23 protein-coding genes are annotated in these 26,952 nt (G+C 72.6%); 9 read left to right on the top strand and 14 right to left on the bottom strand.

Features of this window, described 5'->3' with window-relative positions; genetic code table 11:
- Positions 1 to 57: 57 nt before the first annotated feature.
- The 7 genes from murD to rsmH all read right to left on the bottom strand — a co-directional run bounded on the left by murD (position 58) and on the right by rsmH (position 9,397).
- Positions 58 to 1,575: a UDP-N-acetylmuramoyl-L-alanine--D-glutamate ligase gene (gene murD, locus ACFY0D_RS36855; RefSeq protein ID WP_390802260.1), complete on the bottom strand. Its 1,518-nt coding sequence runs from the start codon at positions 1,573 to 1,575 to the stop codon at positions 58 to 60.
- On the bottom strand, positions 1,557 to 2,627 hold the full coding sequence (gene mraY, locus ACFY0D_RS36850) for a phospho-N-acetylmuramoyl-pentapeptide-transferase (protein ID WP_390802259.1): 1,071 nt from the start codon (positions 2,625 to 2,627) through the stop codon (positions 1,557 to 1,559). Before mraY ends, murD begins: the two co-directional genes overlap by 19 nt.
- A complete protein-coding gene (gene murF / locus ACFY0D_RS36845; protein WP_390802258.1) occupies positions 2,624 to 4,054 on the bottom strand; it encodes a UDP-N-acetylmuramoyl-tripeptide--D-alanyl-D-alanine ligase in 1,431 nt (476 codons plus the stop codon). Before murF ends, mraY begins: the two co-directional genes overlap by 4 nt.
- The gene (locus ACFY0D_RS36840; RefSeq protein WP_390802257.1) at positions 4,051 to 5,775 is read right to left on the bottom strand and encodes a UDP-N-acetylmuramoyl-L-alanyl-D-glutamate--2,6-diaminopimelate ligase; all 1,725 of its coding nucleotides are present in this window, start codon (positions 5,773 to 5,775) and stop codon (positions 4,051 to 4,053) included. Before ACFY0D_RS36840 ends, murF begins: the two co-directional genes overlap by 4 nt.
- A 44-nt stretch (positions 5,776 to 5,819) precedes the next feature.
- Positions 5,820 to 7,841, bottom strand: a complete 2,022-nt coding sequence (locus ACFY0D_RS36835; RefSeq protein WP_390802256.1) for a peptidoglycan D,D-transpeptidase FtsI family protein — start codon at positions 7,839 to 7,841, stop codon at positions 5,820 to 5,822.
- A gap of 90 nt (positions 7,842 to 7,931) precedes the next feature.
- Positions 7,932 to 8,444, bottom strand: a complete 513-nt coding sequence (locus tag ACFY0D_RS36830) for a hypothetical protein (protein ID WP_390802287.1) — start codon at positions 8,442 to 8,444, stop codon at positions 7,932 to 7,934.
- Positions 8,445 to 8,467: 23 nt separating this feature from the next.
- Entirely contained in the window at positions 8,468 to 9,397 is a 930-nt protein-coding gene (gene rsmH / locus ACFY0D_RS36825; RefSeq protein WP_053702208.1) for a 16S rRNA (cytosine(1402)-N(4))-methyltransferase RsmH, read from the bottom strand.
- A gap of 363 nt (positions 9,398 to 9,760) precedes the next feature.
- On the opposite strand from rsmH, the gene ACFY0D_RS36820 reads away from it, so the two are divergent.
- The 4 genes from ACFY0D_RS36820 (at position 9,761) to ACFY0D_RS36805 (ending at position 15,310) form a co-directional block, all read left to right on the top strand.
- Positions 9,761 to 10,375: a beta-class carbonic anhydrase gene (locus tag ACFY0D_RS36820; RefSeq protein WP_390802255.1), complete on the top strand. Its 615-nt coding sequence runs from the start codon at positions 9,761 to 9,763 to the stop codon at positions 10,373 to 10,375.
- A 137-nt stretch (positions 10,376 to 10,512) separates the two neighbouring features.
- Positions 10,513 to 11,523: an AAA family ATPase gene (locus ACFY0D_RS36815; protein ID WP_390802254.1), complete on the top strand. Its 1,011-nt coding sequence runs from the start codon at positions 10,513 to 10,515 to the stop codon at positions 11,521 to 11,523.
- On the top strand, positions 11,523 to 12,899 hold the full coding sequence (locus ACFY0D_RS36810; RefSeq protein WP_390802253.1) for a DUF58 domain-containing protein: 1,377 nt from the start codon (positions 11,523 to 11,525) through the stop codon (positions 12,897 to 12,899). Before ACFY0D_RS36815 ends, ACFY0D_RS36810 begins: the two co-directional genes overlap by 1 nt.
- Positions 12,896 to 15,310: a transglutaminaseTgpA domain-containing protein gene (locus ACFY0D_RS36805; protein ID WP_390802252.1), complete on the top strand. Its 2,415-nt coding sequence runs from the start codon at positions 12,896 to 12,898 to the stop codon at positions 15,308 to 15,310. Before ACFY0D_RS36810 ends, ACFY0D_RS36805 begins: the two co-directional genes overlap by 4 nt.
- A gap of 437 nt (positions 15,311 to 15,747) precedes the next feature.
- Here the strand turns inward: ACFY0D_RS36805 and ACFY0D_RS36800 are convergent, their stop codons facing one another.
- Genes ACFY0D_RS36800 through ACFY0D_RS36790 form a run of 3 tightly spaced genes read right to left on the bottom strand, consistent with a single transcriptional unit; the run spans position 15,748 to position 19,371 of the window.
- Positions 15,748 to 16,380: a TetR/AcrR family transcriptional regulator gene (locus tag ACFY0D_RS36800; protein WP_030016832.1), complete on the bottom strand. Its 633-nt coding sequence runs from the start codon at positions 16,378 to 16,380 to the stop codon at positions 15,748 to 15,750.
- Between the two features lie 29 nt (positions 16,381 to 16,409).
- Positions 16,410 to 18,506, bottom strand: coding sequence for a YhgE/Pip family protein (locus ACFY0D_RS36795; protein WP_390802251.1), 2,097 nt, complete (start codon positions 18,504 to 18,506; stop codon positions 16,410 to 16,412).
- Positions 18,478 to 19,371 carry an ATP-binding cassette domain-containing protein gene (locus ACFY0D_RS36790; RefSeq protein ID WP_390802250.1) on the bottom strand — a complete coding sequence of 298 codons (894 nt, stop codon included), beginning with the start codon at positions 19,369 to 19,371 and terminating at the stop codon, positions 18,478 to 18,480. The genes ACFY0D_RS36795 and ACFY0D_RS36790 overlap by 29 nt, the downstream gene beginning before the upstream one ends.
- Before the next feature lie 172 nt (positions 19,372 to 19,543).
- On the opposite strand from ACFY0D_RS36790, the gene ACFY0D_RS36785 reads away from it, so the two are divergent.
- From ACFY0D_RS36785 to ACFY0D_RS36765, 5 genes are all read left to right on the top strand, one after another.
- A complete protein-coding gene (locus ACFY0D_RS36785; protein WP_390802249.1) occupies positions 19,544 to 20,038 on the top strand; it encodes an SAV_6107 family HEPN domain-containing protein in 495 nt (164 codons plus the stop codon).
- Between the two features lie 73 nt (positions 20,039 to 20,111).
- The gene (locus ACFY0D_RS36780) at positions 20,112 to 20,870 is read left to right on the top strand and encodes a methyltransferase (protein WP_390802248.1); all 759 of its coding nucleotides are present in this window, start codon (positions 20,112 to 20,114) and stop codon (positions 20,868 to 20,870) included.
- Positions 20,871 to 21,164: 294 nt separating this feature from the next.
- Positions 21,165 to 21,566 carry a DUF3040 domain-containing protein gene (locus tag ACFY0D_RS36775; RefSeq protein WP_351156223.1) on the top strand — a complete coding sequence of 134 codons (402 nt, stop codon included), beginning with the start codon at positions 21,165 to 21,167 and terminating at the stop codon, positions 21,564 to 21,566.
- An 82-nt stretch (positions 21,567 to 21,648) separates the two neighbouring features.
- Positions 21,649 to 22,275 (top strand): DUF4126 domain-containing protein, encoded by a 627-nt coding sequence (locus ACFY0D_RS36770; protein ID WP_351156226.1) that lies wholly within the window; start codon positions 21,649 to 21,651, stop codon positions 22,273 to 22,275.
- A gap of 49 nt (positions 22,276 to 22,324) precedes the next feature.
- Positions 22,325 to 23,743, top strand: coding sequence for a phytoene desaturase family protein (locus ACFY0D_RS36765; RefSeq protein ID WP_390802247.1), 1,419 nt, complete (start codon positions 22,325 to 22,327; stop codon positions 23,741 to 23,743).
- Between the two features lie 4 nt (positions 23,744 to 23,747).
- Here ACFY0D_RS36765 and ACFY0D_RS36760 read toward each other — a convergent pair whose 3' ends face one another.
- The 4 genes from ACFY0D_RS36760 to ACFY0D_RS36745 form a co-directional block, all read right to left on the bottom strand.
- On the bottom strand, positions 23,748 to 24,623 hold the full coding sequence (locus ACFY0D_RS36760) for a hypothetical protein (RefSeq protein WP_390802246.1): 876 nt from the start codon (positions 24,621 to 24,623) through the stop codon (positions 23,748 to 23,750).
- A gap of 50 nt (positions 24,624 to 24,673) precedes the next feature.
- Positions 24,674 to 25,588 (bottom strand): methylenetetrahydrofolate reductase [NAD(P)H], encoded by a 915-nt coding sequence (gene metF / locus ACFY0D_RS36755; RefSeq protein WP_389113670.1) that lies wholly within the window; start codon positions 25,586 to 25,588, stop codon positions 24,674 to 24,676.
- Positions 25,589 to 25,730: 142 nt separating this feature from the next.
- Positions 25,731 to 26,366 (bottom strand): thiamine phosphate synthase, encoded by a 636-nt coding sequence (thiE, locus tag ACFY0D_RS36750; RefSeq protein ID WP_390802245.1) that lies wholly within the window; start codon positions 26,364 to 26,366, stop codon positions 25,731 to 25,733.
- An 86-nt stretch (positions 26,367 to 26,452) separates the two neighbouring features.
- Positions 26,453 to 26,818, bottom strand: coding sequence for an Rv2175c family DNA-binding protein (locus ACFY0D_RS36745; protein ID WP_030724382.1), 366 nt, complete (start codon positions 26,816 to 26,818; stop codon positions 26,453 to 26,455).
- Between the last annotated feature and the right edge of the window lie 134 nt (positions 26,819 to 26,952).

Here is a 26,952-nt window from a genome sequence, read left to right as displayed (position 1 = left end):
CTCCACTCGTACGAGGCGAGCTGCCGGCCGGAGGGAACCTGTCCCGGAGCCCCCGGCCTAGGCCGTGTCCGCAGCGTTCTCGGCGGCCAGTTCGCGCACCGCGTCGGCGAATGCGTCCCCACGCTTGTTGTAGTTCGCGAACATGTCCATCGAGGCACAGGCAGGTGCCAGCAGGACCGTGTCGCCGGGCTCGGCGAGCGCGGCGGCTTCCCGGACCGCTGCGAGCATCGCCCCAGTGTCGGTCCGGTCGAGGTCGACGACCGGGACCTCGGGGGCGTGTCGCGCCAGTGCCTCGGCGATGAGCGCCCGGTCGGCGCCGATCAGCACGGCGCCGCGCAGCCGCTTCGCGGCGTTCTTCACGAGCTCGTCGAAGGTCGCGCCCTTGGCGAGGCCGCCGGCGATCCAGACGACCGGCTCGAAGGCCGCGAGCGAGGCCTCGGCCGCGTGCGTGTTGGTGGCCTTGGAGTCGTCGATGTAGGTGACCGAGCCGACCTCGTCCACGTACGCGACGCGGTGGGCGTCGGGGCGGAAGTCGCGCAGTCCGTCGCGAACGGCGCGCGGCTCCACGCCGAAGGCGCGGGCCAGGGCAGCGGCGGCGAGCGCGTTGGCGATGTTGTGCGGGGCCGGCGGGTTGACGTCGGTGACCTCGGCGAGCTCCTGGGCGTTCTTCTGCCGGTTCTCCACGAAGGCCCGGTCGACGAGGATGCCGTCGACGACGCCGAGCATGGAGGGGCCGGGGGCGCCGAGGGTGAAGCCGATCGCGCGGCAGCCCTCTTCGACGTCGGCCTCCATGACCAGGTTCTCGGTGGCCGGGTCGGCGACGTTGTAGACGCAGGCGACCGTGTTGCCCTCGTAGATCCGGCCCTTGTCGGCGGCGTACGCCTGCATCGAGCCGTGCCAGTCGAGGTGGTCGGGGGCCAGGTTCAGCACGGCCGCCGAGTGGACGCGCAGCGAGGGCGCCCAGTGCAGCTGGTAGCTGGAGAGTTCGACGGCGAGCACGTCGTACTCCTGCTCGCCGAGCACCACGTCGATGATCGGGGTGCCGATGTTGCCGACGGCGGCGGTGCGCAGCCCCGCGGCCTTCAGGATCGACGCCAGCATCTGGGTGGTGGTGGTCTTGCCGTTGGTGCCGGTGATCGCGAGCCAGGGGGCCGGGGCCCTGCGGGGGGCTGCGGCCGCGTCCTGGCCGGAGCGCGCGGCGCGCAGCTCCTGGCCGACCTCGCGCAGCAGCCAGGCGATCTCCACGTCCCCGACCACGTCCACGCCGGCCTTGGCGGCGGCCTCGAACAGCGGGCTGTCGGGCTTCCAGCCCGGCGAGGTGACGACCAGTTCGGTGCCCTCGGGCAGTACCTCGCCCGCGTGCCCGCCGTCCGCCAGGCGGCCGAGGCGGACGGTGATGCCCTCCGCCGCGAGTTCGGCGGCCCGGGCGCGGTGCGCGTCACCGTCGCCGTTGTCGACGACGGTCACCACTGCGCCGAGGCCGGCCAGGGCGCGGGCGGCACTGATGCCGCTCACGCCGAGACCGGCGACGGTGATGTTCTTGTCCTGCCAGGACGTCACTTGTCGGCTGCCCATCCCGCGTAGAAGAGACCGAGACCAACGATCACGCACATGCCCTGGATGATCCAGAAGCGGACCACGACCAGCACCTCGGACCAGCCCTTGAGCTCGAAGTGGTGCTGCAGTGGCGCCATCCGGAAGACCCGCTTGCCGGTCATCTTGAAGGAACCGACCTGGATGACGACCGACATCGTGATGAGCACGAAGAGGCCGCCGAGGAGCGCCATCAGGAACTCCGTGCGGGAGCAGATGGCGAGGCCCGCGAGCGCGCCGCCGAGGGCGAGCGAGCCGGTGTCACCCATGAAGATCTTGGCGGGCGAGGTGTTCCACCACAGGAAGCCGAAGCAGGCGCCCATGAGGGCGGAGGCGACGACCGCGAGGTCGAGCGGGTCGCGCACCTCGAAGCACGCGTTCGGGTTGGTGAGGTCACCGGCCCTGGCGCAGGACTCCTGGAACTGCCAGACACCGATGAAGGTGTAGGCGCCGAAGACCATCACGGCGGCGCCGGTCGCGAGACCGTCCAGGCCGTCGGTGAGGTTCACGCCGTTGGACATCGCCAGGATCATGAACAGCGCCCAGACCACGAACAGCACCGGACCTATCGACCAGCCGAAGTCCGTGACGAACGACAGCTTGGTGGAGGCCGGGGTCAGCCCGCGGGAGTCCTTGAACTGGAGGGCCAGTACCGCGAAGGCGATGCCGACGATCAGCTGGCCGGACATCTTCGCCTTGGCCCGCAGACCCAGCGAACGCCGCTTGACGATCTTGATGTAGTCGTCCAGGTACCCGACGATGCCCATGCCGGCCATCAGGAACAGGACGAGCAGGCCCGAGAAGCTCGGCTCCTCACCGGTGAGGACCTTCGTCAGGGCGTACGCGATGAGCGTCGCCAGGATGAAGGAGATACCGCCCATGGTGGGCGTGCCCTTCTTCCCGGCGTGGCCGCGGGGGCCGTCGTCGCGGATGAACTGGCCGTAGCCCTTGCGGGCGAGCAGCTTGATCAGCAGCGGGGTGCCGATGACGGTGAGGAACATGCCGATGACACCGGCGAACAGGATCTGCCTCATCGGTCGGCGACCTCGCCCTCGACAGTGCTGTCGAGAAGGCCCTGGGCCACCCGCTCCAGACCGGCCGACCTGGAAGCCTTCACCAGCACGACGTCACCCGGGCGCAGTTCACTGCGCAACAGGTCGACCGCCGCCTGTGCGTCGGACACGAGCACCGACTCCTCACCCCACGAACCCTCGTTATATGCGCCCAGTTGCAGCCAGGATGCTTCCCTGCCCCCGACTGCGACGAGCTTGCTCACGTTGAGCCGGACGACAAGCCGCCCGACCGCGTCGTGCTCGGCGAGAGCGTCGTCTCCGAGCTCGGCCATCGGGCCGAGCACCGCCCACGTGCGTCCCCCGTTCGCCCTGCCGGCACCGCCCATCGCGGCGAGCGCGCGGAGTGCGGCCCGCATGGACTCGGGGTTCGCGTTGTAGGCGTCGTTGACGATCGTCACACCGTCCGCCCGCTCGGTGACCTCCATCCGCCACCGGGACAGCGTGCCCGCCCCGGAGAGCGCCGTGGCGATCTCCTGTGCGGACATGCCCAGTACATGGGCGACGGCGGCCGCGGCGAGCGCGTTCGACACGTGGTGCTCACCGTACAGCCGCAAGGTCACGTCGCTGCACCCGGTCGGTGTGTGCAGTGTGAAGGAAGCCTGCCCCCTGTCCGTCATGCGCACTTCGGTGGCCCGGATTTCGGCGTCCTCGGCCTCACCGAACAGGACCGTACGGGCCTTCGTGCGCCCGGCCATCTCACGAACCAGCAGGTCATCGGCGTTGAGGACGGCGACTCCGCCCTCCGCCTCGGCCGGCAGGGCCTCGACCAGCTCCCCCTTGGCCTGCGCGATCTGCTCACGGCCGCCGAACTCGCCGATGTGGGCGGTGCCGACGTTGAGGACCAGACCGATCCGCGGGGGCGTCAGTCCGGTGAGGTAGCGGATGTGGCCGATGCCGCGGGCGCCCATCTCCAGGACCAGGTGCTGGGTGTCCTCGGTGACGCGCAGCGTCGTGATCGGCAGGCCGATCTCGTTGTTGAGGTTCCCGGGGGTCCACACGGTGGGCGCGTGGTGCTGCAGCACCTGCGCGATCAGGTCCTTGGTGGAGGTCTTGCCGGCGGATCCGGTGAGGGCCACGACGTCGGTGCCCAGGCGGGTGACCACGGCCCGGGCGAGTGCGCCGAGGGCGGCCACCACGTCGGGGACCACGATGGCCGGTACGCCGACGGGCCGGGTCGCGAGGACGCCCACGGCCCCGGCGGACACCGCGCGCCGCGCGTAGTCGTGGCCGTCGACCCGCTCGCCGACGAAGGCGGCGAACAGGCTGCCCGGCCCGACCTCACGGGAGTCGTAGACCACGGGGCCCGTGACCTGAACGGACGGATCCGGTATGTCGTGGGGCCGCCCGCCGGTGATGTCGGCGATCTCGGCGAGGGAAAGGGCGATCACTGGTTCACCTCGGCCTGTCGGACCTGAGTCGTTTCATCGAGCGCGGCCGTCCGGTCGAGCACGGCCTGGTGCTCGATCGCGGCGCGGAGCACCTCGCGGTCGTCGAAGGGGCGTACGACACCGGCGGTGTCCTGGCCCTGCTCGTGCCCCTTGCCGGCCACCAGCACGGTGTCACCGGGCCGGGCGCGGGCGACGGCGGCGGCGACGGCCGCGGCCCGGTCGGCGTCGACCAGGACGGTGCCCCGCTCGGCGGGCGGCACGGACACGGCGCCCTCGAACATCGCGGCGAGGATCGCGAGCGGGTCCTCGGAGCGCGGGTTGTCGGAGGTCAGGACGGCGACGTCGGCGAACCGGGCGGCCGCGGCCCCCATCGGGCCGCGCTTGGTGGTGTCACGGTCGCCGCCGCAGCCGAGCACGATGTGCAGCTTGCCCTCGGTGACCTCGCGCAGCGCGCGCAGCACCGATTCCACGGCGTCCGTCTTGTGCGCGTAGTCGACGACGGCGAGGTACGGCTGTCCCGCGTCCACCCGCTCCAGCCGGCCGGGGACCCCGGGGACCGCGGCGACGCCGTCCGCGGCGGTCTGCGGGTCGAGGCCGGCGGCGGCGAGCGTGACGATCGCGGCGACGGTGTTGGCGACGTTGAACGGGCCGGGCAGCGGCGCGGTGGCGCGGACGCGCTGTCCTTCGGGGCCCAGCAGGGTCAGGGTGGAGCTCGCCGGGCCGAAGACCACGTCCTCGGCGCGCCAGTCGGCGGCCGGGTCGCCCGCGGCGGAGAAGGTGACGACCGGGACGGTGGCCTCCTTGGCCAGGCGGCGGCCGTACTCGTCGTCGAGGTTGACCACGCCCAGGCGGGCCCGGCGGGAGGTGAAGAGCCCCGCCTTGGCCTGGAAGTAGTCCTCCATGCCGGAGTGGAACTCCATGTGCTCCGGGCTCAGGTTGTTGAAGACGGCGACGTCGAAGACGCAGCCGTCGACCCGGCCGAGCACCAGGGCGTGGCTGGAGACCTCCATGGCCACGGCCTCGACCCCGCGTTCGCGCATGACCGCGAAGAGGGCCTGGAGGTCGGTGGCCTCGGGGGTGGTCCGCTCGGACTTGATGCGCTCGTCGCCGATGCGCATCTCGACGGTGCCGACCAGTCCGGTGCTGCGGCCCGCCGCGCGCAGGCCGCCCTCGACGAGGTACGCCGTGGTGGTCTTGCCGGAGGTGCCGGTGATGCCGATCTGGAGCAGGCCCTCACCGGGGCGTCCGTAGATCGCGGCGGCGAGCTCTCCCATCCGGCCGCGCGGGTCGTCGACGGTCAGGACCGGCAGGCCGGTCGCCGCGGCGCGCTCCGCCCCCGCAGGGTCGGTCAGCACGGCGGCGGCGCCGAGGCCGGCCGCCTGGGCGGCGAAGTCGGCGCCGTGCGTCCTGGCTCCCGGCAGGGCCGCGTACAGGTCACCGGGGCGGACCGCACGGGAGTCGTGCGTGATGCCGGTGATCTGCGCCGCACCGGGCGCCGGGATGCCCAGCAGGGTGGCCAGCTCGCCCAGCGGGCTCGGGCTGGCCGACGCGGGCCGGGGCGCTCCCGGCGGCGTTGCCGGGGCTTTCTGGGTCTTTCTGGGCTGATCAGCGTGGGGCACGGCGGTGAGCGTACCGGGCGCGGCGGGCCGCCCGCGAAGTGAGGCCCCGGCCTCGGCGTCGGCGGTCGTCGGGTTCCCGGGTTTCGGGGTGATGGTTGTCACTGATGGTGCCTCACGCTTTTCTGGCGGGCCGGCCTGGCTGTGGGTCACTGACCGGGCTGCGGACTGGGCTGCGGGGCGGGCTGCGCGGCGGGCTGAGGAGCGGCGTCGTAGGTGACGGGGAGCCCGGCAGGCGCGGTTCCCGTGGGGGCCACCTGGAGGGTCTTGAGCGCGAACTCCATGACCTTCTTGTAGATGGGGCCGCAGATCTGGCCGCCGAAGTAGCTGCCCTTCGTGGGGTTCTGGATGGCGCAGTAGACGGTGATGCGCGGGTTGTCCGCGGGTGCGAATCCGGCGAAGGAGGCGGTGTAGCCCTTGTAGCGGCCGGTGGCCGGATCCACTCGGTTGGAGGTGCCGGTCTTGCCGCCGACCCGGTAGCCGGGGATCCGCGCCTTGGTGCCGGTGCCCTCCTGGTCGTCGACCACGGATTCGAGCATCTCGGCGAGGGTCTTGGCGGTCTCGGCACTGACCACGCGGCTGCGCTCGGGGGCCGGGGCCGGGGTGAAGCGGCCGTCGGGGCCCTTGGTGCCGCGTACCAGCGTCGGCTCGATGCGGACCCCGCCGTTGGCGATGGTCGAGTACACGGAGGCGGCCTGCATGGCGTTGAGGGAGAGTCCCTGGCCGAAGGGGATCGTGTACTGCTGGGAGGTGGACCAGTCCTTGGCGTCGGCGAGGATGCCGCGGGACTCTCCGGGGTAGTTCAGGCCGGTGGGCCGGCCGATGCCGAACTTGGTCAGGTAGGAGTGCAGGACCTCGTTGGCCTCGGGCTGGGTGGGGCCGAGCTGGCCGGTGGCCAGGATGGTGCCGATGTTGGAGGACTTGGCGAGGACCCCGTTGAGGGTCAGGTACCAGGTCGGGTGGTCGATGTCGTCCTTGAACAGCCGGTCGCCGCGGTGCAGCCGGTTGGGGACCTCGACACGGGTCTCCGGGGTGGCCTTCTTCTCCTCCAGCACGGCGGCCATCGACATGACCTTGGCGGTGGAGCCGGGCTCGTACACGTCCTGGAGCGCGGCGTTGCCCATGGCGGCGGATCGGGCCCGGGTCAGGTCGTTGGGGTCGAAGCCCGGGGCGTTGGCCATGGCCAGTACCTCGCCGGTGCGGGTGTCCTGGACGATGACGTAGCCGCGGTCGGCCTCGGACTTCTGGACCTGCTCGGCGATCGCGCTCTGCGCCGCCCACTGGATGTCCCGGTCGATGGTCAGCTGGATGTCCTCGCCGGGGACGGCGGGCTTCTCGTTGGAGTCGGCGGTGGGCACCTGGCGGCCGCCGGACTGGGCGTAGGTGATCTCGCCGTCCTTGCCGGACAGCTTCTTGTCGAGGGAGGACTCCAGGCCTCCGGCGCCCTTGCCCTCGGCGTTGACGTAACCCAGTATCCCGGCGGCGAGGTCGCCGTTCGGGTACACGCGCTTGCTGCTGGTCTCCTTGAACACGCCGGCGAGGACGTTGGCGCCGGGGCCGTTGCTCCGCTTGTCGGCCGCCGCCTTGTCCGCGAAGACCCGCTTGAGGTCCTTGATCTGGTTCCAGACCTGGGGGGTCTGGCGCTGGGCGAGGACGACGTACCGGGAGTTCTTGCTGCTCAGCCGCTGGGTGAGCTCCTTGGCGTCCTTGCCGAGGATGGGCGCGAGGAGGGCGGCGGCCTGCTGCGGGGCGTCGGGGGCCTTGCTGTCCTGCGGGGTGAACATCTTCGGGTCGGCGGTGATGTCGTACGCGTCGACGCTGGTGGCGAGGGCCACGCCCCGGCGGTCGGTGATCTCACCGCGCTCGGCGGCCAGCTTGACGCTCGTGTAGCGGTTCTTGGAGGCCTCGGCGGAGAACGCCGCGGCGTCGACGGCCTGGACCTGGAGCAGGCGGACCACGAAGGCCAGCATGACGAGGGTCAGGCCGACGCTGACCAGGCGCAGCCGGGGCCGCGGGCTGCCGAGCCGGATCGTGTGCGGGGTACGGGGGCCCGTCGGCCGCCGGGTCGCGGGGCGCGAGGCCGGGCGGGCGGTGGCCCTGGCCCGGTCGCCGGCCCGCGGCGGCCTGGCCGGTCCGGGCACCCGCCGCCGGGGCGGCTCCTGCGGGCTCACGCGGCCACCACCGGGGCAGTGCCGGGGCTCCGCCCCGAACCCCGCTCCTCAAACGCCGGAGGGGCTGGATGGGAACGGTGGATCACGGCGTCACCTTCCGGGGGTCTGGTTGGGCTGCGGGGAACCACTGGCGGCGGAGGGCGCGGCGGAGGGCACCGGCTGGCCCGGGGCGGCGGCCGGCGCCGGGGCCGACGCGGCGGGTGCGGCCGGGGGGCTCGGGGTCGGCGACGGCGGGGCTTCGGCCGGTGCCGCGCTGCCGGCGACCTTGCCGTCCGGGCCGATGAAGACCGGGCTGCCGCCGGGGACCAGGCCCAGCTCGTGCGCCCGGCGCTGGAGCGCGTCGGGCGCGGAGTAGGCGTCGACGTCGCGCTGCAGCGCCTGCTCCTCGTCGGTGAGGGCTGTGGTCTCCTTCGTGAGCTTGCTGAGCTGGAAGGAGCCTTCGTTCAGTGCCGAGTTCAGCAGCAGCAGGCTGATCAGGCCGCCGCCGAGCAGGGCCACGACCAGCAGGACGAACGGCATCCGGGCCGCCTGCCCGCCGGGCCGCGGGCGGGCGGGGCGGCCGCCGAGCGCCCGGCCGAGGCGGGCCGCCTGCCCGCGGGTCAGCGTGGCGACCTTCCCGGCCTTGGTCACAGTCGCGCCTCCCGGATGCGTTCGACGCCGCGGAATCTGGCCGGGGCGGCCCGCCGGTTCTCGGCGATCTCCTCCTCGGTGGGCAGCTCGGCGCCGCGCGTGAGCAGTTTCAGCTTCGGCTGGTACTTCTCCGGCACCACCGGCAGGCCGGGCGGGGCCGTCGAGGTCGCGCCGGCCGCGAAGACCTGCTTGACCAGCCGGTCTTCCAGCGAGTGGTACGAGAGCACCGCGATCCGGCCGCCGACCGCGATCCGGTCCACCGCCGCCGGGATGGCCCGCTCCAGCCCGGAGAGCTCCCCGTTGACCTCGATCCGCAGCGCCTGGAAGGTCCGCTTCGCCGGGTTGCCGCCGGTCCGCTTGGCGGCCTGCGGAAGGGAGTCGCGGATCAGTTCGACCAGCCGGGCGCTGTTGGTGAAGGGCTCCTTCTCCCGCTCCCGGACGATTGCCGAGACGATCCGCTTGGCCTGCTTCTCCTCGCCGTACTGGCGCAGGATCCGCACCAGCTCGCCCGGCGCGTAGCTGTTGAGCACCTCGGCGGCGCTGATGCCCGTCGTCTGGTCCATGCGCATGTCCAGCGGCGCGTCCTGGGCGTACGCGAACCCGCGGTCGGCCTCGTCCAGCTGCATGGAGGAGACGCCCAGGTCGAAGAGGATGCCCTGGACCGCCGGAATGCCCAGCCCGTCCAGGACCTCGGCGAGGTCGGCGTAGATCGCGTGGACGAGGGTGGCCCGGTCGCCGAAGGGCGCGAGCCGCTCGCCGGAGAGCCGCAGGGCCTCCTTGTCGCGGTCGAGGCCGATCAGGTGGGCCTCGGGGAACCGGGTCAGCAGGGCCTCGCTGTGGCCGCCGAGGCCGAGGGTGCAGTCGACGACGACGGCCCCGGGCCTCTCCAGCGCCGGGGCCAACAGGTCCAGGCACCGCTGGAGCATCACCGGGACATGTCGGGACTCGCTAGTCAAAGCGCCCTCTCAGATAACGGCGCGGCAGGCGTACGCACCACCGGGTCCCCGCATCCGCGGCCGGCGCCGGGGAAGGTGGCGCCGGCCGGCCGGTGAGCGGGAGAGGGCCGGGCCGTACGTACGCGCCGCGCACGCGGAGTGTTCATCGGGGGCCGGGCGGCCGGTCAGGGCCGGGCTCCGGCCGGTTCGCGTCACTTTAGTGCAACGGTCGCCGCGGTCAACGAACCGCCCCGCGCGCCGTGCACGGCTCTCGGGACGAACCGGCAAATGCCGCGAATCACCCGAACAGCCGCGTCACGCCCACCCCTGTGGGTTAGCTCACAACAAGCCTCGTTGGCGTTCTTTGTCCGCTCTCACGCGAGGCCACAACCCGCCGTGACCACTAACGTCGTACCCATGACGACTTCCGCATCCCTGCCTGCCGAGTCCGCGTCCGAGGCATCCGTCGGCGGATCCGTCACCGACCGGCTGGTCGAGGCGAATCAGCGCTACGCCGCGGAGTTCTCCGACCCCGGCATGGACGCCCACCCCGTCCTCAAGGTCGCCGTCGTGGCCTGCATGGACGCCCGCCTCGACCTGCACAAGGCCCTCGGCCTGGAACTCGGCGACTGTCACACGATCCGCAACGCGGGCGGTGTGGTCACCGACGACACGATCCGCTCCCTCACGATCAGCCAGCGCGCCCTGGGCACCCGCACGGTGATACTCATCCACCACACCGGCTGTGGTCTGGAGAACCTGACCGAGGACTTCCGGCACGAGCTGGAGGACGAGGTCGGCCAGCGCCCCGCCTGGGCCGTCGAGGCCTTCCGGGACGTCGACCAGGACGTTCGCCAGTCGATGCAGCGGGTCCGCACGAACCCGTTCCTGCCCCACAAGGACGATGTGCGAGGCTTCGTCTTCGATGTGCACACCGGGCTCCTGCGGGAGATCGATCCCAGCTCTTGAGTGACACAAGGCCGTAACGCCGTCAAGAATGCGGGATGGCACCACCCGGGATCCCCGGGCCCGGTGTCCGTGTTTCGGGGTGGGCCGGTTCATGCGCCAAGGGCGTCGGCCCTGGGAAAGGGCCGAGGAGAACCAAGGTGACGACGTACGACGACCGAGCGAGCCTCGCGGATCTGACCAGCACGGTGGAGCGGGTGCGCCGGTCGGTCGAGAGCGTGATCGAGGGCAAGCCCGAGGTCGTCCGCCTCGCGCTGACCGTGCTCCTCGCCGAGGGACACCTGCTGATCGAGGACGTACCCGGCGTCGGCAAGACGATGCTCGCCAAGACGCTCGCCAAGTCCATCGACTGCTCGGTCCAGCGCATCCAGTTCACGCCGGACCTGCTGCCCTCCGACATCACCGGCGTCAGCATCTACGACCAGCAGCGCCGCGAGTTCGAGTTCAAGCCCGGCGCGATCTTCGCGCAGATCGTCATCGGTGACGAGATCAACCGCGCCTCGCCGAAGACCCAGTCCGCGCTGCTGGAGTCGATGGAGGAGCGCCAGGTCACCATCGACGGCACGACCTACACGCTGCCCACCCCCTTCATGGTCGTCGCCACCCAGAACCCGGTGGAGATGGAGGGCACGTACCCGCTGCCCGAGGCCCAGCGCGACCGCTTCATGGCCCGCGTCTCCGTCGGCTACCCCAGCCCCGAGGCCGAGCTCCAGATGCTCGACGTGCACGGCGGGGTCTCCCCGCTCGACGACCTGACGTCCGTCGCGCACTCCCACGAGATCGTCAAGCTGATCGAGGCGGTCCGCGAGGTGTACGTGGCCGAGCCCGTCAAGCGCTACGTCGTCGACCTGGTCTCCGCCACCCGCACCCACCCCGACCTGCGGCTCGGCGCCTCGCCCCGGGCCACCCTGCACCTGCTGCGCGCCGTGAAGGCCTCCGCCGCGCTCGCCGGCCGGGACTACGTCCTGCCCGACGACGTCCAGGCCCTGGCCGCCCCGGTCCTCGCACACCGGCTGCTGCCCACCGCGCAGGCCCAGCTGAACCGCCGCAGCGCCGAGCAGGTCGTCGGCGAGATCCTGCAGCGCACCCCCGTACCGGCCGCGCACGCCCGCGGCGAGATGCCGCCCGGCGCGGGCATCCGGGGCTTCTGATGAGCGCCGGTGGCCCGCGCGGCGCCGGTGGCCCGGGGGACGGCGGCGGACTGCGCGCGTCGCTGTCCGGACTGACCACCCGCGGCCGCTCGTTCCTGGCCGCCGGGATAGCCGCCGCCGCCTGCGCGTACGTCCTGGGCCAGGGCGAACTGCTGCGGGTCGGCATGCTGCTCGCCCTCCTGCCGCTGATCTGCGTCTACGCCCTCCACCGCACCCGCTTCCGGGTCTCCGGCAGCCGCCGGCTCAGCCCGGGGCGGGTCCCCGCGGGCAGCGAGGCCCGCGTGCAGCTGCGCATGGACAACGTCTCCCGGCTCCCCACCGGCCTGCTGATGCTCCAGGACCGGGTGCCCTACGTACTGGGCCCGCGCCCGCGGTTCGTACTGGACCGGGTCGAGCCCGGCGGCCGCCGCGAGGTGTCCTACCGGGTCCGCTCCGATCTGCGCGGCCGCTATCCGCTCGGCCCGCTGCAGCTGCGCCTCTCCGACCCCTTCGGGCTGGTCGAACTGACCCGTTCCTTCAGCACCTACGACACCCTCACCGTCATCCCGCGCACCGAGCCCCTGCCGCCGGTCCGCCTGGCCGGCGAGTCCAACGGCTACGGCGACGGCAGCCGCCGCTCCCTGGCCCTGGCCGGCGACGACGACGTGATCCCCCGCGGCTACCGGCGCGGCGACGACCTGCGCCGGGTGCACTGGCGCTCCACCGCCCGCTACGGCGAGCTGATGGTCCGCCGCGAGGAGCAGCCGCAGCGCAGCCGCGCCACCGTCCTGCTGGACACCCGGCGCCTGGCCTTCGACGGCGCCGGCCCCGACTCCGCCTTCGAGTGGGCCGTCTCGGCGGCCGCCTCCAGCCTGGTGCACGTCCTGGAACAGGGCTTCTCCGCACGGCTGCTCACCGACACCGGCGACGCCGTGCCCGGTGAGGGCGGCGGCGGTTTCTCCTCCGGCGGGCAGGAGTCCGCGGAAGCCGCCGGGCTGATGCTGGACACCCTCGCGGTCGTGGGGCACTCCGACGGCGCCGGACTCTCCCGCGCCTACGACGCGGTGCGCTCCGGCGGCAGCGGCGGCTTCGGCGGAGCCGGCGGTGACGGGCTCCTCATCGCCTTCTTCGGCGACCTGGACGACGTACAGACAGAACTGGCCGCCCGGATGCGCCAGCGCACCTCGGGTGCGGTGGCCTTCGTCCTGGACTCCGCGAGCTGGGGCGGACAGCCCGCTCCGGGGCACGCCGTGCCCGCGCTGGAGGAGCGGCTGCGCAGGCTGCGCGACGCGGGCTGGACCGCACTGGCCGCCCCGCCCGGGGTGGCCTTCGGCGAACTGTGGCGCCAGGCCGGAACCGCGCGCGTCGGTACGGGAACCACCGGAGGTCGGGAATGAGCGGGCGGGCGAAACTGACGCTGTTCGCGGCACTGGCGACGCTGCTCACCTCGTGGTCGCTGAACCCGCTGGTGGACTCGCAGGCCTGGCTGCTGCAGGCGGCGCTGCTGCTCGCCGTGCAGAGCGCGGTGGGCGCCGGGGTCCGGCGGGTGCCGCTGGCCCGGACGCTGACCGTGGCCGCGCAGGCGCTGGTCTCGCTGCTGCTGCTCGCGTTCCTCTACGCCGGCAAGGGCGAGTCCCACGGGGACGGGCCGCTGGCCTACCTGGTGACCGACTTCGGCGCGCTGTTCGGTCAGGGCGTCCGGGACGTGGGCGAGTTCGCCATCCCGGCCCCGCTGACGGACGGCATCAAGCTGCTGCTGGTGTCCGGCGTGCTGCTGATCGGGCTGCTGGTGGACACCCTGGCGGTGACCCTGCGCACGGCCGCCGCGGCCGGGCTGCCGCTGCTGGCGCTGTACTCGGTGGCCTCGGGCCTGGCGGGCGGCGGGGACGCCTCCTGGTTCTCCTTCCTGCTCGCGGGCTGCGGCTACCTGATGCTGCTGCTGTCCGAGGGCCGTGACCGGCTCGCCCAGTGGGGGCGCGTCTTCGGCGCGGCCCCGCGCCGGGGCGCCGCCGACTCCGGCCTCGGCAACGGGGCGGGCGGGCAGGCGACGGCGCCCGTGAAGTTCGGGCGGCGGATCGGCGCGGTGACCCTGGGCCTGGCGCTGGCGGTGCCGGCCGTCCTGCCCTCGCTCGGCGGCGGGCTGCTGGGCGGCACGCAGGACGCCGACGAGGACGGCGGCGGCGCGGGCGGGACGATCTCGGCGGTCAACCCGCTGGTCTCCCTGCAGAGCAACCTGAACGCGCAGGACAACCGCGTGATCATGCGGTACCGGACGAACAGCCCGCAGCAGGGCGAGCAGTACCTGCGGATCGTGGCCCTGGACGAGTTCAACGGCGTCAAGTGGGAGGCCTCCGGGCGGGCCCTGATCGACGTGCCCGAGGAGCTGCCGGCACCGCCCGGGCTCCGCGCCCCGGTCAGCGGCAGCGCGGTCGAGGTCACCACCAGCATCTCGGCGGCGGACTACTTCACCCAGCGCTACCTCCCCATGCCGTACCCGGCGACGTCCGTGAACATCGGCGGCAAGTGGCGGTTCGAGCCGGTCGGCCGGACCCTGGTCGGCGACCAGCTGGGCCGCGACAGGTTCCAGAACGTCCAGGGCGCCGAATACGTAGTGCGCAGCCTGCTGCTGAAGCCGACGGCCCAGCAGCTCCAGAAGGCCCCGGAGCCCGACCCGGCGATCCGGGAGGAATACACGAAGCTCCCGGACAACCTGCCGCCGGCGGTCGCCGAGCGGGCCCGTCAGGTGACGCAGGGGGCGAAGGACGACTACACGCGGGCCGTGAAGCTGCAGGACTACTTCGCCGTGAACGGCGGGTTCCGCTACAACACGAAGACGGCCTCGGGAACGGGTCCGCAGGCGGTCGCCCGGTTCCTCGACGACAAGGAAGGCTTCTGCGTCCACTTCGCCTTCTCGATGGCGGCGATGTCGCGCTCGCTGGGCATCCCGGCCCGCGTCGCGGTGGGCTTCACGCCCGGCGAGAAGCAGTCGGACGGCAGCGTGAACGTGTCGATGCGCGACGCGCACGCCTGGCCCGAGCTGTACTTCGAGGGTGTGGGCTGGACCCGCTTCGAGCCGACGCCCCGCTCCGGCATCAACATTCCGGACTACTCCCGGGCCCAGACGCCGGCCGCCCAGCCGTCCGCGCCGGCGCCGTTGCCCTCGGCGAGCGCGGTGCTGCCTTCGACGGAGCCCTCGGCGACCCCCGAGTGCCCGCCGGCCCTGAAGAAGCTCGGCGAGTGCGGCGCCGCGGCGCCCGTGCAGAACGCGAGCGGCGGGGGCGGGCCGTCGGTGACGACGGTCCTCGGCTGGGCGGGACTCGTGGTGGCGGTGCTGGGCCTGCCCCTGCTCCCGCTGCTGTGGCGGACGCGGCTGCGGGCCCGGCGCCTGGCGACCGGGGAGGTCCTGACGGCCTGGCGGGAACTGGGCGACACCGCCTGGGACGCGGGTGTGGTCCCGGACGAGGCGCTGTCCCCGCGCCGGGCGGCGAGCCGGATCGTGGAGCTGGGCCGCCTGGAGCCGGAACCGGCGGCGGCGGTGCACCGGGTCGCCGGTGCGGTGGAACGGGCCTTGTACGCACCCCCGGGCGCGGAGGTCTCGTACCCGGAGCTGGCGGACGACGTACTGCTGGCCCGTACGGGCCTGCTGGCGTCCGCGGACCGGCTTCCCCGGCTGCGCGCCCTGCTGCTGCCCCGCTCGGCGGCCCGCATCTCCTGGGCCCTCTCGGCCCGCCGGTCCGCGGTCACCGCGGCGCTGTCGACCCGCCTGACGGCCGCCCGCCTCCGGCTCCCGCTGAGGAACCGCGGCTGAGCCAGACCAGCCCCGCCAGGGGGCACCTCCCAGCGGTAGCCGGGGGAGTTCGAGGCGCGGGGTCCGGGGCGGAGCCCCGGCAACGGTGGCGCGCCGACGCACGAACGGCAGAACCCGCGGACGCGAAAAGGCGGTGAGGCTCGATCCCCCCGAGCCCCGCCGCCTTCTCACGTCCTGCGTCACCGGGTTACGTGTCCCCCGTCCCGGTCACGGAAGGAGGCACCCGGTCCGCTCCGCAGCCCCGTGTCGGCGGTGCGGACCGGGTCTCCTGTCCGTTGCTCCCAGTCTGGCGTCCGCGCAGGTGGGAGCCCATCCGCGCACGTACTCATTTCCGCGCCTAGGTACGGATACTCAGCCGGCGCGGCCGGCCCCACCAGTTCTACGGGGCGGCGCGCCCGCGCGGCACCGCCGACTGGGGGGTCCCGGCGCGCCGGGACTCAGCGGTTGCCGCTGACCCGGCCCCGCAGCAGCAGCGACAGCGCCGAGTGCACGTCGTCCAGGGACCGCTCGCTCTGGAAGGACTGCCAGTCCAGCGCGGCCACCAGCACCATCCCGACCATCGCGGCCGCCGTGAGCGGCACGTCGATCTCGGCGCTCAGCTCACCGCGTTCGACGCCCTCGCGCAGCACCTTCTCCACGACGGCCACCGCCTCCTGCCGGACCACCATCAGCGTGGACTGCCACGCCCGGTTGGTGCGCCACAGCTCGGCGACGTAGAGCTGGGTGAAGGCCGGGTACCGGTCGATGAAGACGAGCCCCGCGCGGATCATGGCGTCGAGCGCCTCGACACGGCTGCCGCCTCGGGCCTCCGTCTCCTCGGCCGCCGTCCGCAGAGAGACCGTCAGCAGGCCGACGCCGTGCCGCAGCAGCTCCTCGAAGAGCTCGTTCTTGCTCGCGAAGTTGTAGTAGACCGTGCCTTTCGCGACGCCCGCCCGCTCGGCGATCTCATCGACCGTGGTCGCGGAGAAACCCTGCTCGGCGATCAGGGTGACGGCCGCTTCGTAGAGCTTCTGCCGGGTGATCGCACGACGGCCCCCGCCGGTACCCGTACCGGTGCTGCTGCTTTCCATGGCGCTGATTGTCACAGGTCAACACGTCCCTACAGGCTCAGTTCCGGGTGCAGTCGGTCCATGGTCCACACCTGCTTGCCGCGGGCGGCGAGCGCGGTGAGGGCCAGGGCGCCGGCCGTGAAGGCCAGCAGGACCGCGCCGCCCTGCCAGACCGGGGCGAGGTCGCCGCCGGTGATGAGGCGGCGCAGGCTCTCGACGATGTACGACATCGGCAGGTACGGGTGGATCCAGTTGAAGAAGTCCGGGCTGGTCTGCACGGGGTAGGTGCCGCCCGCCGAGGTCAGCTGGAGCATCAGGACGGCCAGCACCAGGATGCGGCCGGCGGCGCCGAACTTGGCGTTCAGCCACTGGACGATCGCCGCGAAGCAGCCGGTGACCAGCATCAGGAAGCCGATGGTCAGGGCCGGGTGGGCCATCTTCAGGCCGAGTCCGGGCGCCCAGTGCAGTACGGACATCAGCAGGGCCACCTGCGCCGTGCCGAGGCCCGCCACGGGCAGCCAGCCGGCGAGGGCGACCCGCCAGGGCGAGGCACCGGCGGCCAGGGCCCGCCGGTTCAGCGGGGCGATCAGCATGTAGGCGACCATCGAGCCGACCCAGAGGGACAGCGGGATGAAGTAGGGCGCGAAGCCGGTGCCGTAGTTGGGCGCCTTGTGCAGGGACTGGTTGGCGAGCTGGATCGGGTCGGCCATGACCTGGGTGCGCTGGTCGCGCTGCTGCTGGTCGTAGTCGGGGATCTTGCCGGCGCCCTCGTGCAGGCCGCCGGCGAGCTCGCCGGTGCCGTCGACGAGCTTGTACATGCCGCCGTCGAGCCGGTGGGCGCCGTCGCCGAGCTTGCCGACGCCGTCGGTGAGGGCGCCGGAGCCGGTGGTGGCGGAGCCGAGGCCGGTGTGCAGCTGGGCCATGCCGGCGGACACCTTGTGGGCACCGGCGTTGAGGGCGTTGACCTTGGCGACGGCCGCGTCGAGATCGCTCGCGAGCCGCGGGGCCTTGTCGACGAGCTCGCGGGCCTTGTTCTCCAGGTCCGTGAGCTGGGTGCGGAGCTTGGCGACGTCACCGTTGGCGTTCTTGGCCAGGGTGCTGACGTCCCCGCTGAGCTCGGCGGCCTCGGCCGTGCTGTCCCTGACCGTCTTCAGGTCGGGGCAGGAGGCCAGGTGCGGTTCGCCGCCGGCGGTCACGCAGTGCTTGGTGTAGTACGTGTCGGCGACGGTGGCCGCCTTCTTGGCGGCAGCGGCGGCGGCCGGGGCCTTCTCGGCGAACTTGTCGAGGTGGTTGCGGACGACCTTCGCGCTGTCGGCGACCAGTTCGGCGGTGTCGGCCAGGTTCTTGGGGTCCTTGACGAAGGGGCGGGCCTTGTCCGCGGCCCCGTTGACCTTGTCGGCCAGCGCCTGGGTACCGTCCGCGACGTCCTTGGAGCCGGTCTCCAGCTTGCCGGCCGCCGTGTTCAGCTTCTGGAGGCCGCTGTTGAGCTCGCCGGACTTCTCCTGCGCCGTGTCGAGGCCGTCGGCGAGCTCCTTGGCGCCTTCCTGGGCCTTGCCCGCGCCGTCCTTAAGCTTGTCGGCGCCATCGGCGGCCTCGGCGGTCTTGTCGTGCAGGTCGGAGAAGTTGACGAAGATCTTGTCGAGGAAATTGCGGGAGGCGTTGGCGGACGCCGCCGAGCGGACCTCGGCGAAGACGGTGCGCGAGATCGAGCCGACGATGTAGTTGTTGGCGTCGTTCGTGCGGACCTGGAGGGCCCCGGTGGTGGGGTCCTCGCCGGAGCTGGAGGCGATCTTCGCGCTGAAGTCGGCGGGCATGGTCAGGGTCAGGTAGTACGTACCGTCCTCCAGGCCCTTGGCCGCCTCCTTCGCGCTCGCGTCGTGCCATTCGAAGGACTTCTTGCTGGCGTGCAGCTTCTTGGCGATCTCGGCGCCGACGTCGAGGCGCTTGCCGTCGACGGTCGTGCCCTTGTCGTCGTTGACGACGGCGACGGGCACCCGGTCGAGGTTCTTGTAGGGGTCCCAGAAGGACCACAGGTACAGGGCTCCGTAGAGCAGCGGCAGCAGGAGCAGCGCGACGAGCGCGGCCCGGGGCAGCTTCCCCCGCCCGAACCGCTTCAGCTCAAGCGCGGCCAGCTTCGGCGAGCGCATCGTCCGCCCCCTTCGTGTCGTCGTTCTCGGAATCGCTCTTGGCGTCGTGCTTCGCGTCGTGCTTCGTGTCGGTCTCGGAGCCGCTGTCGGCGTCTGCGTCCGCGTCCAGGTCGCTCTGCGCGACGGCGGGCGCGTCCGGCGCGTCCGGCCCGGCCGGCCCGGCCGGCTCCTTGGGGGAGGTCCGCAGGACGACCGCGTCGGCGGGCGCCTCGCTGCACACCGCGAGGACGGTGATCCCGCGGGCGGCGACCGTGCGGAGCAGGTCCCAGGCCTCGGCGCGTTCGGTGTCCGACAGCTTGAGGTCGAGGTCGTCGAGGGCCAGCAGCCCCGGGGAGCCCAGCAGCGCGATGGCGACGGACAGCCGTACGGACTCCAGCCGTTCCAGATCCCGTACGGAGGTCCGCTCGCCCTTGGGCAGCGTGGCGAGATCCAGTCCGGCGGCCTCCAGGGCGGCGGCGATCCGCGCCTCGGCGGCGGCGCGGCGCTCGGCCCGGGGCCGCAGCATCGCGCGGACCGGAGCGCCGTAGTGGCGCTGGAGCAGGGCGCCCTCGCGCAGCTGTTCCGCGACGGTGAGGGCCTGGTCGAGCTCGTTGACCCCGGTGACCGGGCCGAGTGCGGTGATCCGGCGGACCGCCGTCATCCGCTTCGGCAGCCGGTGGCCGCCGACCTCGGCGTGGCCCCGGGTGGGCTTCATCCGCCCGGTGAGGGCGAGGAGCAGGCAGGTACGACCACTGCCGGAGGGGCCTTCGACCGCGATGAGCGAGCCGGGCGCCGCGTCGATACCGACTCCCCGGAAGGCCCATCCCCGCGGGCCCTTGAGTCCGAAGTCCTCGGCCTTGACGGCCGCGCCGTGCGGGCTGTCCACGCCGTCCCCCTTCTTTTTGAACTGACCGGTCAGTTCAAAAACTAGCATCCTTCTTCGCACCAGGTGCGCAGGAGGGGGTAGTTGCCCGGTTCGTGACCGTAAAAGCCCAGGTCAGCGCAATTGTCAGTGGGGCGCGTCACGATGGGGGCAACGCATCGACAGGAGGTTCGTCATGGCCACACCGTCCCCGTCCCCTGTCCACCCCGTCCTGCGCAAGTCGACGGCCCCACCGGCCGCCCTCGACCTGCTCGCCAAGGCCCACAGCGGCCTGGCCGAGGCCGCCCGGCTGACCCGCCCCAACGAGCGCTACGCCACCGCCCACCTCGCCGCGCTGCGCACCGCAGCGGCCGTGCTCGCCGCGCGCGCCCGGCCCGAACCGGTGAGCCCACGGCGGCGGCCCCGGATCCGCAGCGCGTGGGAGGTGCTGCCCGAGATAGCGCCGGAGCTGGCCGAGTGGAGCGCCCTCTTCGCCTCCGGCGCCGCGCGCCGGGCCAGGGCCGAGGCGGGGATAGCGGACGCGGCGAGCCGCCGGGACGCGGACGATCTGGTGCGGGCGGCCTCGATGTTCCTTCGCCTGGTGGAGCGGATGCTCACCGTCCGGACGGCGCCCCAGCCCCTGGAGAAGACCCTGCCGCAACCACGTCCGGAGCATCCGGACGCGGGATGAGCTGCCCGGCGACGGAAGGCAATAGGGTGGGCCAGGACCGCTCACCCTTTACCGCGCCGAGGAGCCATCAGCCGTGTCGGACACTTCCCTCCCCCGTGCCTCCCTCCGCACCGCCGTGGTGTGGGAGGTCCTCAAGGAGGCGCTCGACCGCCGGGTGAAGGCGACCGGGCGGGATGTGCTGGACGTGCTCGACACCGGTGGCGGCACCGGCAAGTTCGCCGTGCCGGTGGCCCGTCTGGGCCACCGGGTCACCGTGGTCGACCCCAGCCCGAACGCGCTGTTCGGGCTGGAGCGCCGGGTGGCCGAGGCCGGAGTCGCCGATCTGGTGCGCGGCGTCCAGGGCGACGCCCAGGGCCTGTTGGACGTCGTCGAGCAGGACGCCTACGACGTGGTGCTCTGCCACGGCGTGCTGGAGTACGTGGACGACCCCGCGGAGGGCGTGGCCAACACGGTGGCCGCGCTGCGGGCCGGCGGCACGCTGAGCCTGCTGGCCGCCGGTCTCGGCGGGGCCGTGCTGGCCCGCGCCCTGGCCGGGCACTTCACGGAGGCCCGTACCGCCCTCACCGACCCGGCCGGCCGCTGGGGCTCCGGCGACCCGGTACCGCGCCGCTTCACCGCCGAGCAGCTCTCCGAGCTGGTCGGCGGCGCCGGCCTCGCGGTCGGCGCGGTGCACGGCGTGCGCATCTTCGCCGACCTCGTGCCCGGGGTCCTGGTGGACACCGAGCCGGGCGCCGTGGAGGCGCTGCTGCGCCTGGAGGAGGCCGCCGCCGAGCTGCCCGCCTTCCACGCCGTCGCCACCCAGCTGCACGTCCTGGGCGAGAAGCGAGCCTGAACTGCGACCTTCCGCGCGCGGAGTCGGCCACACACCCTCCGATCCGCCGGTCGGCCCCGTATGATCAGGTGCAAGACCGGCATGGTGGACGGACCATTGGGGAATAAGCGCCTCAGTGACCGCCCCCGCGGCGGTACGGTTTTCACGCAGCGCTTTCACCGGCTGCGTCATTTCTGGGCCGCGCTCATTTGGAACGCGGCGCAGAGGGCGGGTGTCACGGGGGCGATTCCCCGCCTATCCTGAAGGGGACCCCTGGTCGCTACCCCCCGCGACCGACGGATGAGGAGGACTCCCGTGCCGCTCTCGGAGCACGAGCAGCGAATGCTCGAGCAGATGGAGCGAGCGCTGTACGCCGAAGATCCCAAGTTCGCGACAGCGCTTGAGGGAAGCGGACTGCGTACGTACACCCGGCGACGGGTCTACCAGGCAGTCGCAGGCATTGTGGTGGGTATCGCGCTCCTCATGACCGGTGTGATCATTCCGAACGTGCTCTGGATCAGCGTGGTGGGTTTCCTCGTCATGCTGGGATGTACGGTCCTGGTGGTCACCGGTTGGCGCAAGGCACCCAAGCCTGGCGAGCAGCCCGTCTCCGGAAGTACCGGCGGTCCGGCCCGTGGCCGGAACCGGCAGCGTCGGTCGATGATGACCCGCATCGAGGAACGGTGGCAGCGCCGCCGTGACGAGCAGGGGCAGTAGCCCCGGACAACGTGGGTGAGGGGATGGCCGCCGTGCGGCCGTCCCCTCACTTTTCTGCGTTCCCGTACGGCATGATGATCCGATGAGTGTGCTCCCCCTGGTCTTCACCAGCGGCTGGGCCAGTGGGATCAACGCTTACGCCGTGGTCCTCCTGCTCGGCATCTTCGGCCGCACCGGCCTCACCGACGACGTCCCCGCCTCCCTGCAACGCACGGACGTGCTGATCGTCGCGGCGGTGCTGTTCCTGTGCGAGGCGATCGCCGACAAGGTCCCGTACATGGACTCGATATGGGACACCGTCCACACGGTGATCCGGCCGGTGTCCGGTGCGGTGATCGGTGCGCTGCTGGCCGGGCAGACCGGCTCGCTCCCGGAGATCACCGCCGCCGCGGTCGGCGGCTCCACGGCGCTGGCCAGCCATTTCGTCAAGGCCGGCACCCGGATGGCGATCAACACCTCGCCCGAGCCCTTCACCAACGTGGGGATGAGCATCGCCGAGGACCTCGGCGTGGCCGGGCTCGTCACCTTCGCGATGTTCAATCCCGAGGCCGCCGCGATCATCGCGGCCGTGCTGCTGGTCATCGGGCTGGCCATACTGTTCTTCCTCTGGAGCCGGATCCGCCGCTTCCTGCGCCGTCGCGCCCAGCGCCGCGAGGAGAAGCGGCTTGCCGCCGGGGCCCGCGAGACCACCGGGGCCCCACCCCGCTGACCACAGGGTCACCACGGGGGCCGGCACGGGGGTCGATAGGCTCGGCCGCATGGCACGAATTGCGGTGATCGGCGCCGGCATGGGCGCGATGGCTACGGCGGCCCGGCTGGCCGTGGCGGGGCACCAGGTGACGGTGTACGAACGCGGGACGACCTACGGCGGAGCCGTGGGCCGGTACGAGCGCGAGGGCTTCGCCTTCGACACCGGGCCCGGGCTGCTGCACCTGCCGGCCGTCTACCGCGATCTCTTCGTGAAGACCGGCAAGCGGCCGCTGGAGACCTGCGTCGACATGGTCCAGGTGGACCCCGCCGTCCGGCACGTCCTCCCCCACCACGGCATCGACGTCACCCTCCCCGGCGCCTCCCGCGGCGGTGTCGCCGCCGCCCTGGAATCCGCCTTCGGCCCGGGCGCGGGCGAGCGCTGGAACGCCGTCCTGGGCCGCGCCCGCGACGCCTGGGACGCCACCCGGCGCCCGCTGCTGGAGGAGCCGCTGCGGCCCGGCGCCCGGCAGAGCCTGGGAGACGACCCGTACCCGGCCCTGCGCCGGAGCGGCCTGCTGCGCCGCCGTACGCCGACCCTCGCCGAGGTGGCCGACCGGGAGCTGGGCGGCGCCCTCGCGGAGCTGCTGACCGGCCTGGTGCGCGGGTACGGCATCGACCCCGCCTCCGCGCCGGCCTCGGCGGCCGTGCTCCCGTACATGGAGCAGACCTTCGGCAGCTGGTACGTACGCGGCGGGATGCGGGCCCTGGCCACCGCCGTGTACGAGCGCTGCCTGGAACGCGAGGTCGCCTTCGTCTTCGGGGCGGAGGTCCGGGAGGTCCTGGTCACGGACGGCCGGGCGGCCGGTCTGCGGCTGGCCGACGGCACCGAGGCGGCCGCCGACACCGTCGTGTGCGGGATCGACCCCCGGCAGCTGCCGGCCGGTTCCCTGTCGTGGCCGCCGGACGCGGTCCCCGCCCGCGGGGACGGCGTACCGGGGCGGATCACGCTCCTGCTCGCGCTGCGCGGCGCCCGCCCCGCCACCGCCGTGCACCGCACCCTGGTCCACGCCTCCGGGGCGCAGGTCACCGTCATGCGCCCGGACGATCCGGCCACCCGGCCCGACGAGGAGCACGAGGCGGTCACCGTGAGCGCCGTGCCCGGGCCCGGGACCTCGGACCCCGCCGAGCTGCTGAACCTCGCCGAGAAGGCCGTACAGGGGTTGCGGGAGCGGCTGTTGTGGCACGAGGTGCGCACCCCGGCCGACATCGAGGCGGCGACCGGTGCGCTGGGCGGCGCGGTGCCCCCGCCCGCCCTCGCGGGGGCCGGGGGCCGGCTGCTCCGGCCGGCCAACACCACGGCCGTGCCCGGGCTCTACCTGGCGGGCGGCTGGGCCCACCCCGGCGGCGGGCTGGCGCACGCCGGGATGACCGGGGCCCTGGTGGCCGGACTGATCGTGGAGGGCGCGGAGTTCCGCGGCTCGCAGTGAGCCGTCAGTAGCGGTATTGCTCGTACCCGCCCTGCTGGGGGTACGGGTACTGCTGCTGCTGCGGCGGCTCGCCCTGGTCCTCCATCGGGTAGGACTGGCCGGCCCCGTCGGTGGACCGCTGCTGCGGGACCCAGACCCCGCCGGGCGGGGTGTCCGTGGAGTACTGCTGCTGCCCGTAGTCGGCGTACGGGGTGTAGTCGTACTGCTGGGGCGGGGCCATGCCGCCGCCGGTGCCGATGTACGGGTCCGAGTAGGCGGCGTAGACCTGCTGCTGGTCGCCCGTCGGGTAGCCGCCCGAGTAGTCGTAGCCGCCCTGGTTCTGCTGGTCGTAGTACGCCGCGTACTGGTGGGCGTCCTGCTCGGCCGTGGTGAACGGCGAGGCGAAGGCCGCCGTCCGGTCGGCCTCGGGCGCGAGACTCTGTATCCCGTAGGACCCGGATTCCTCGGGGACCGGCTCCGGGCTGTAGACCGCCGGGGGCGCGTCCCGGAACGACCGCTCCTCCGGGGCCCCGTCCCCGGCGCCGCCGGTGTCGGTGTCCTCGTACTGCAGCGCGGTGACCTGGAGGGCTGGCTCCTGCTTGGTGCCCGCGGCCCGGCGGCGGCGCGTCTGCCGTACGGGCTGTCCGCCGCGGCGCAGCGCCCAGCCGGCGACGAAGCCCTTGCGGAAGGACAGCGTCACCAGGGTCTGGCCCACGGCGAACGCGAGCGCGCCGGCGCCGATGACCGGCACCGACGGCAGTATCACCCCGGCGACCACGCCGAGGAAGCCGGCGAAGGCGAGCAGGCGCCAGCGGAGCCGGGCCTTGTACTGCATCAGGACCTCGGCAAGCAGCCACAGCGCGACGAAACCGAACGCGATGTAGAGGACCGTCATTCCCATGCATGGCCCCTCTCGGTACGGCCGCCGGCGCGGGAACGGGAGGCGGCCGCTCAGGCCCGCTGGTGCAGGCCCAGGTTCTCGTAGATTTCGAGAGTCGCCGTGGAATTGTTGAGCGTGATGAAGTGCAGCCCCGGGACACCCTCGGACAGCAGTCGCGCGCAGAACTCCGTGGCGAACTCGATGCCAATGGAGCGTACAGCGGCCGGGTCGTCCTTGACGGCGAGCATGCGCTCTTTCACGTCTGCGGGGAAGACCGCGTTGCTGAGCTGGGGCAGTCGGTCGAGCTGCTTGATACCCACAACAGGCATGACCTCGGGGATGATCGGGGTCTCGCAGCCCGCCTTTTCGACGCTGTCGCGCAGCCGCAGATAATTCTCCGGATCGAAGAACATCTGGGTGATCGCGTAGTCGGCACCGGCGTGGCACTTGTCCACGAAGTGCCGGATGTCCGTGTCCCAGTCCGCCGAACGCGGGTGCATCTCGGGGAAGGCGGCGACGCCGACGCAGAAGTCGCCGGACTCCTTGACCAGCCGGACCAGGTCGGCGGCGTAGTGCACGCCCTCGGGGTGCGCCACCCACTCGCCCATCGGGTCACCCGGCGGGTCTCCGCGCACGACGAGCATGTTCCGGATCCCGGCGTCCGCGAACTGCCCGATGACATTGCGCAGCTCGGCGACCGAGTGGTCCACGGCGGTGAGGTGCGCGACGGGAGTCAGGGTGGTGTCGGCGGCGATTTCCTGGGTGGCCTTGACGGTGCCGCCGCGGGTGGAGCCGCCGGCTCCGTAGGTCACGGAGACGAAACTGGGGGATACCGCCTCGACCCGGCGCAGGGCGTTCCAGAGGTTGCGTTCGCCCTTCTCCGTCTTCGGGGCCCAGAACTCGAAGGAGTACGAGCGCCCGGACGCGAGGAGGTCGCGGACCGTGTGTGCACGATCCGACCAGGTGGAAGCGGTACCAGAGGCCATGTGGGCAGGTTAGACGCGGCCCGGCGGACACCGAAGCCTTGTCCACGTTTTGGACACGTTTTTGGACACTTGGAGGGCCTGCTCTGGCCGGAAGGCGTCCGTACGGGGGAACGCGACCGCCCGCCGGCCGGGCGGCCGGGAATCAGCCGAGGCGGGCCCGGACCCGCTTGGCGAGCTCCGCGGCGGCCGCGCCGGGGTCGGTGGCCTCGGTGAGGGCGCGGACGACCACGATGCGGGTGGCTCCGGCGTCCAGCACCTGGTCCAGGTTCGAGCCGTCGATGCCGCCGATGGCGAACCAGGGGCGGTCCTGTTCCAGGGAGGCCGCGTACCGGACCAGGTCCAGGCCCGGGGCGTGGCGGCCGGGCTTGGTGGGGGTGGGCCAGCAGGGGCCGGTGCAGAAGTAGTCCACGCCGGCTTCGGCGACGGCTGCGTCGACCTCGTCCTCGGCGTGGCAGGACCGGCCGATCAGCACCCGCTCGCCGAGGATGGCGCGGGCGGCGGGGACGGGGATGTCGCCCTGGCCGAGGTGCAGGACGTCGGAGCCGATGGCGTGGGCGACGTCGGCGCGGTCGTTCACGGCGAGGAGCTTGCCGTGGCGGCGGGCGGCCTCGAAGAAGACCTGGAGGTGTTCGAGCTCCTCCCCCGCCTCCATGCCCTTGTCGCGGAGCTGGACGATGTCCACGCCCGAGGACAGGACGGCGTCGAGGAATGCGGGGAGGTCACCCTGGCGCTTGCGGGCGTCCGTGCAGAGGTAGAGCCGGGCGTCGGACAGCTGCATGGGTGTACCCCCCGTGATGGATGCGGTGTACGGGCCGGGGCCGCGGCCGTGGGCCCGTACACCGCTGTGGAGCGAAGGCGATCAGGTCAGAGGGCGAGCGCCTGAGCGCGGCGCTTCACCTCCGTGCCGCGATTCTCGCTCAGCGCCTGCACGGGGGTGCCGGGCAGGGTCGGATCCTCGGTGAAGAGCCATTCGAGGATCTCCTCCTCGGTGAAACGGTCGTCGCGCAGCACGGTCAGCAGGCCGACGAGGCCCTTGACGACCTTGTCGCCGTCGATGAAGGGGGCCGGTACCTGCAGGGAGCGGTTCTCGCCCCGGCGGACGGCGATGAGCTGCCCTTCCTTGACCATCTGGCGGACCCGGGTCACCTCGATGTTCAGCATCTCCGCGATGTCGGGGAGGTACAGCCACGAGGGGACAAGGGCATCGATCTTTGCGTCAATCTCGGTCACAGGCACAAGCCTGCCATCTCGGCTCCGCCGCCGGTACCTGAGCAGCCCCGTCCGGGTCGCGGCCCGTGCCAGGGCTCCGCCCCGGACCCCGCGCCTCAAACGCCGGCGGGGCTGGATTTCCGGCCCCGCCGGCG

The organism is Streptomyces sp. NPDC001502 (assembly GCF_042894785.1).
Taxonomy (GTDB): domain Bacteria; phylum Actinomycetota; class Actinomycetes; order Streptomycetales; family Streptomycetaceae; genus Streptomyces; species Streptomyces kutzneri.
Note: the sequence above shows the minus strand (reverse complement) of the source record. Positions and strands in the feature narration are given on the sequence as shown.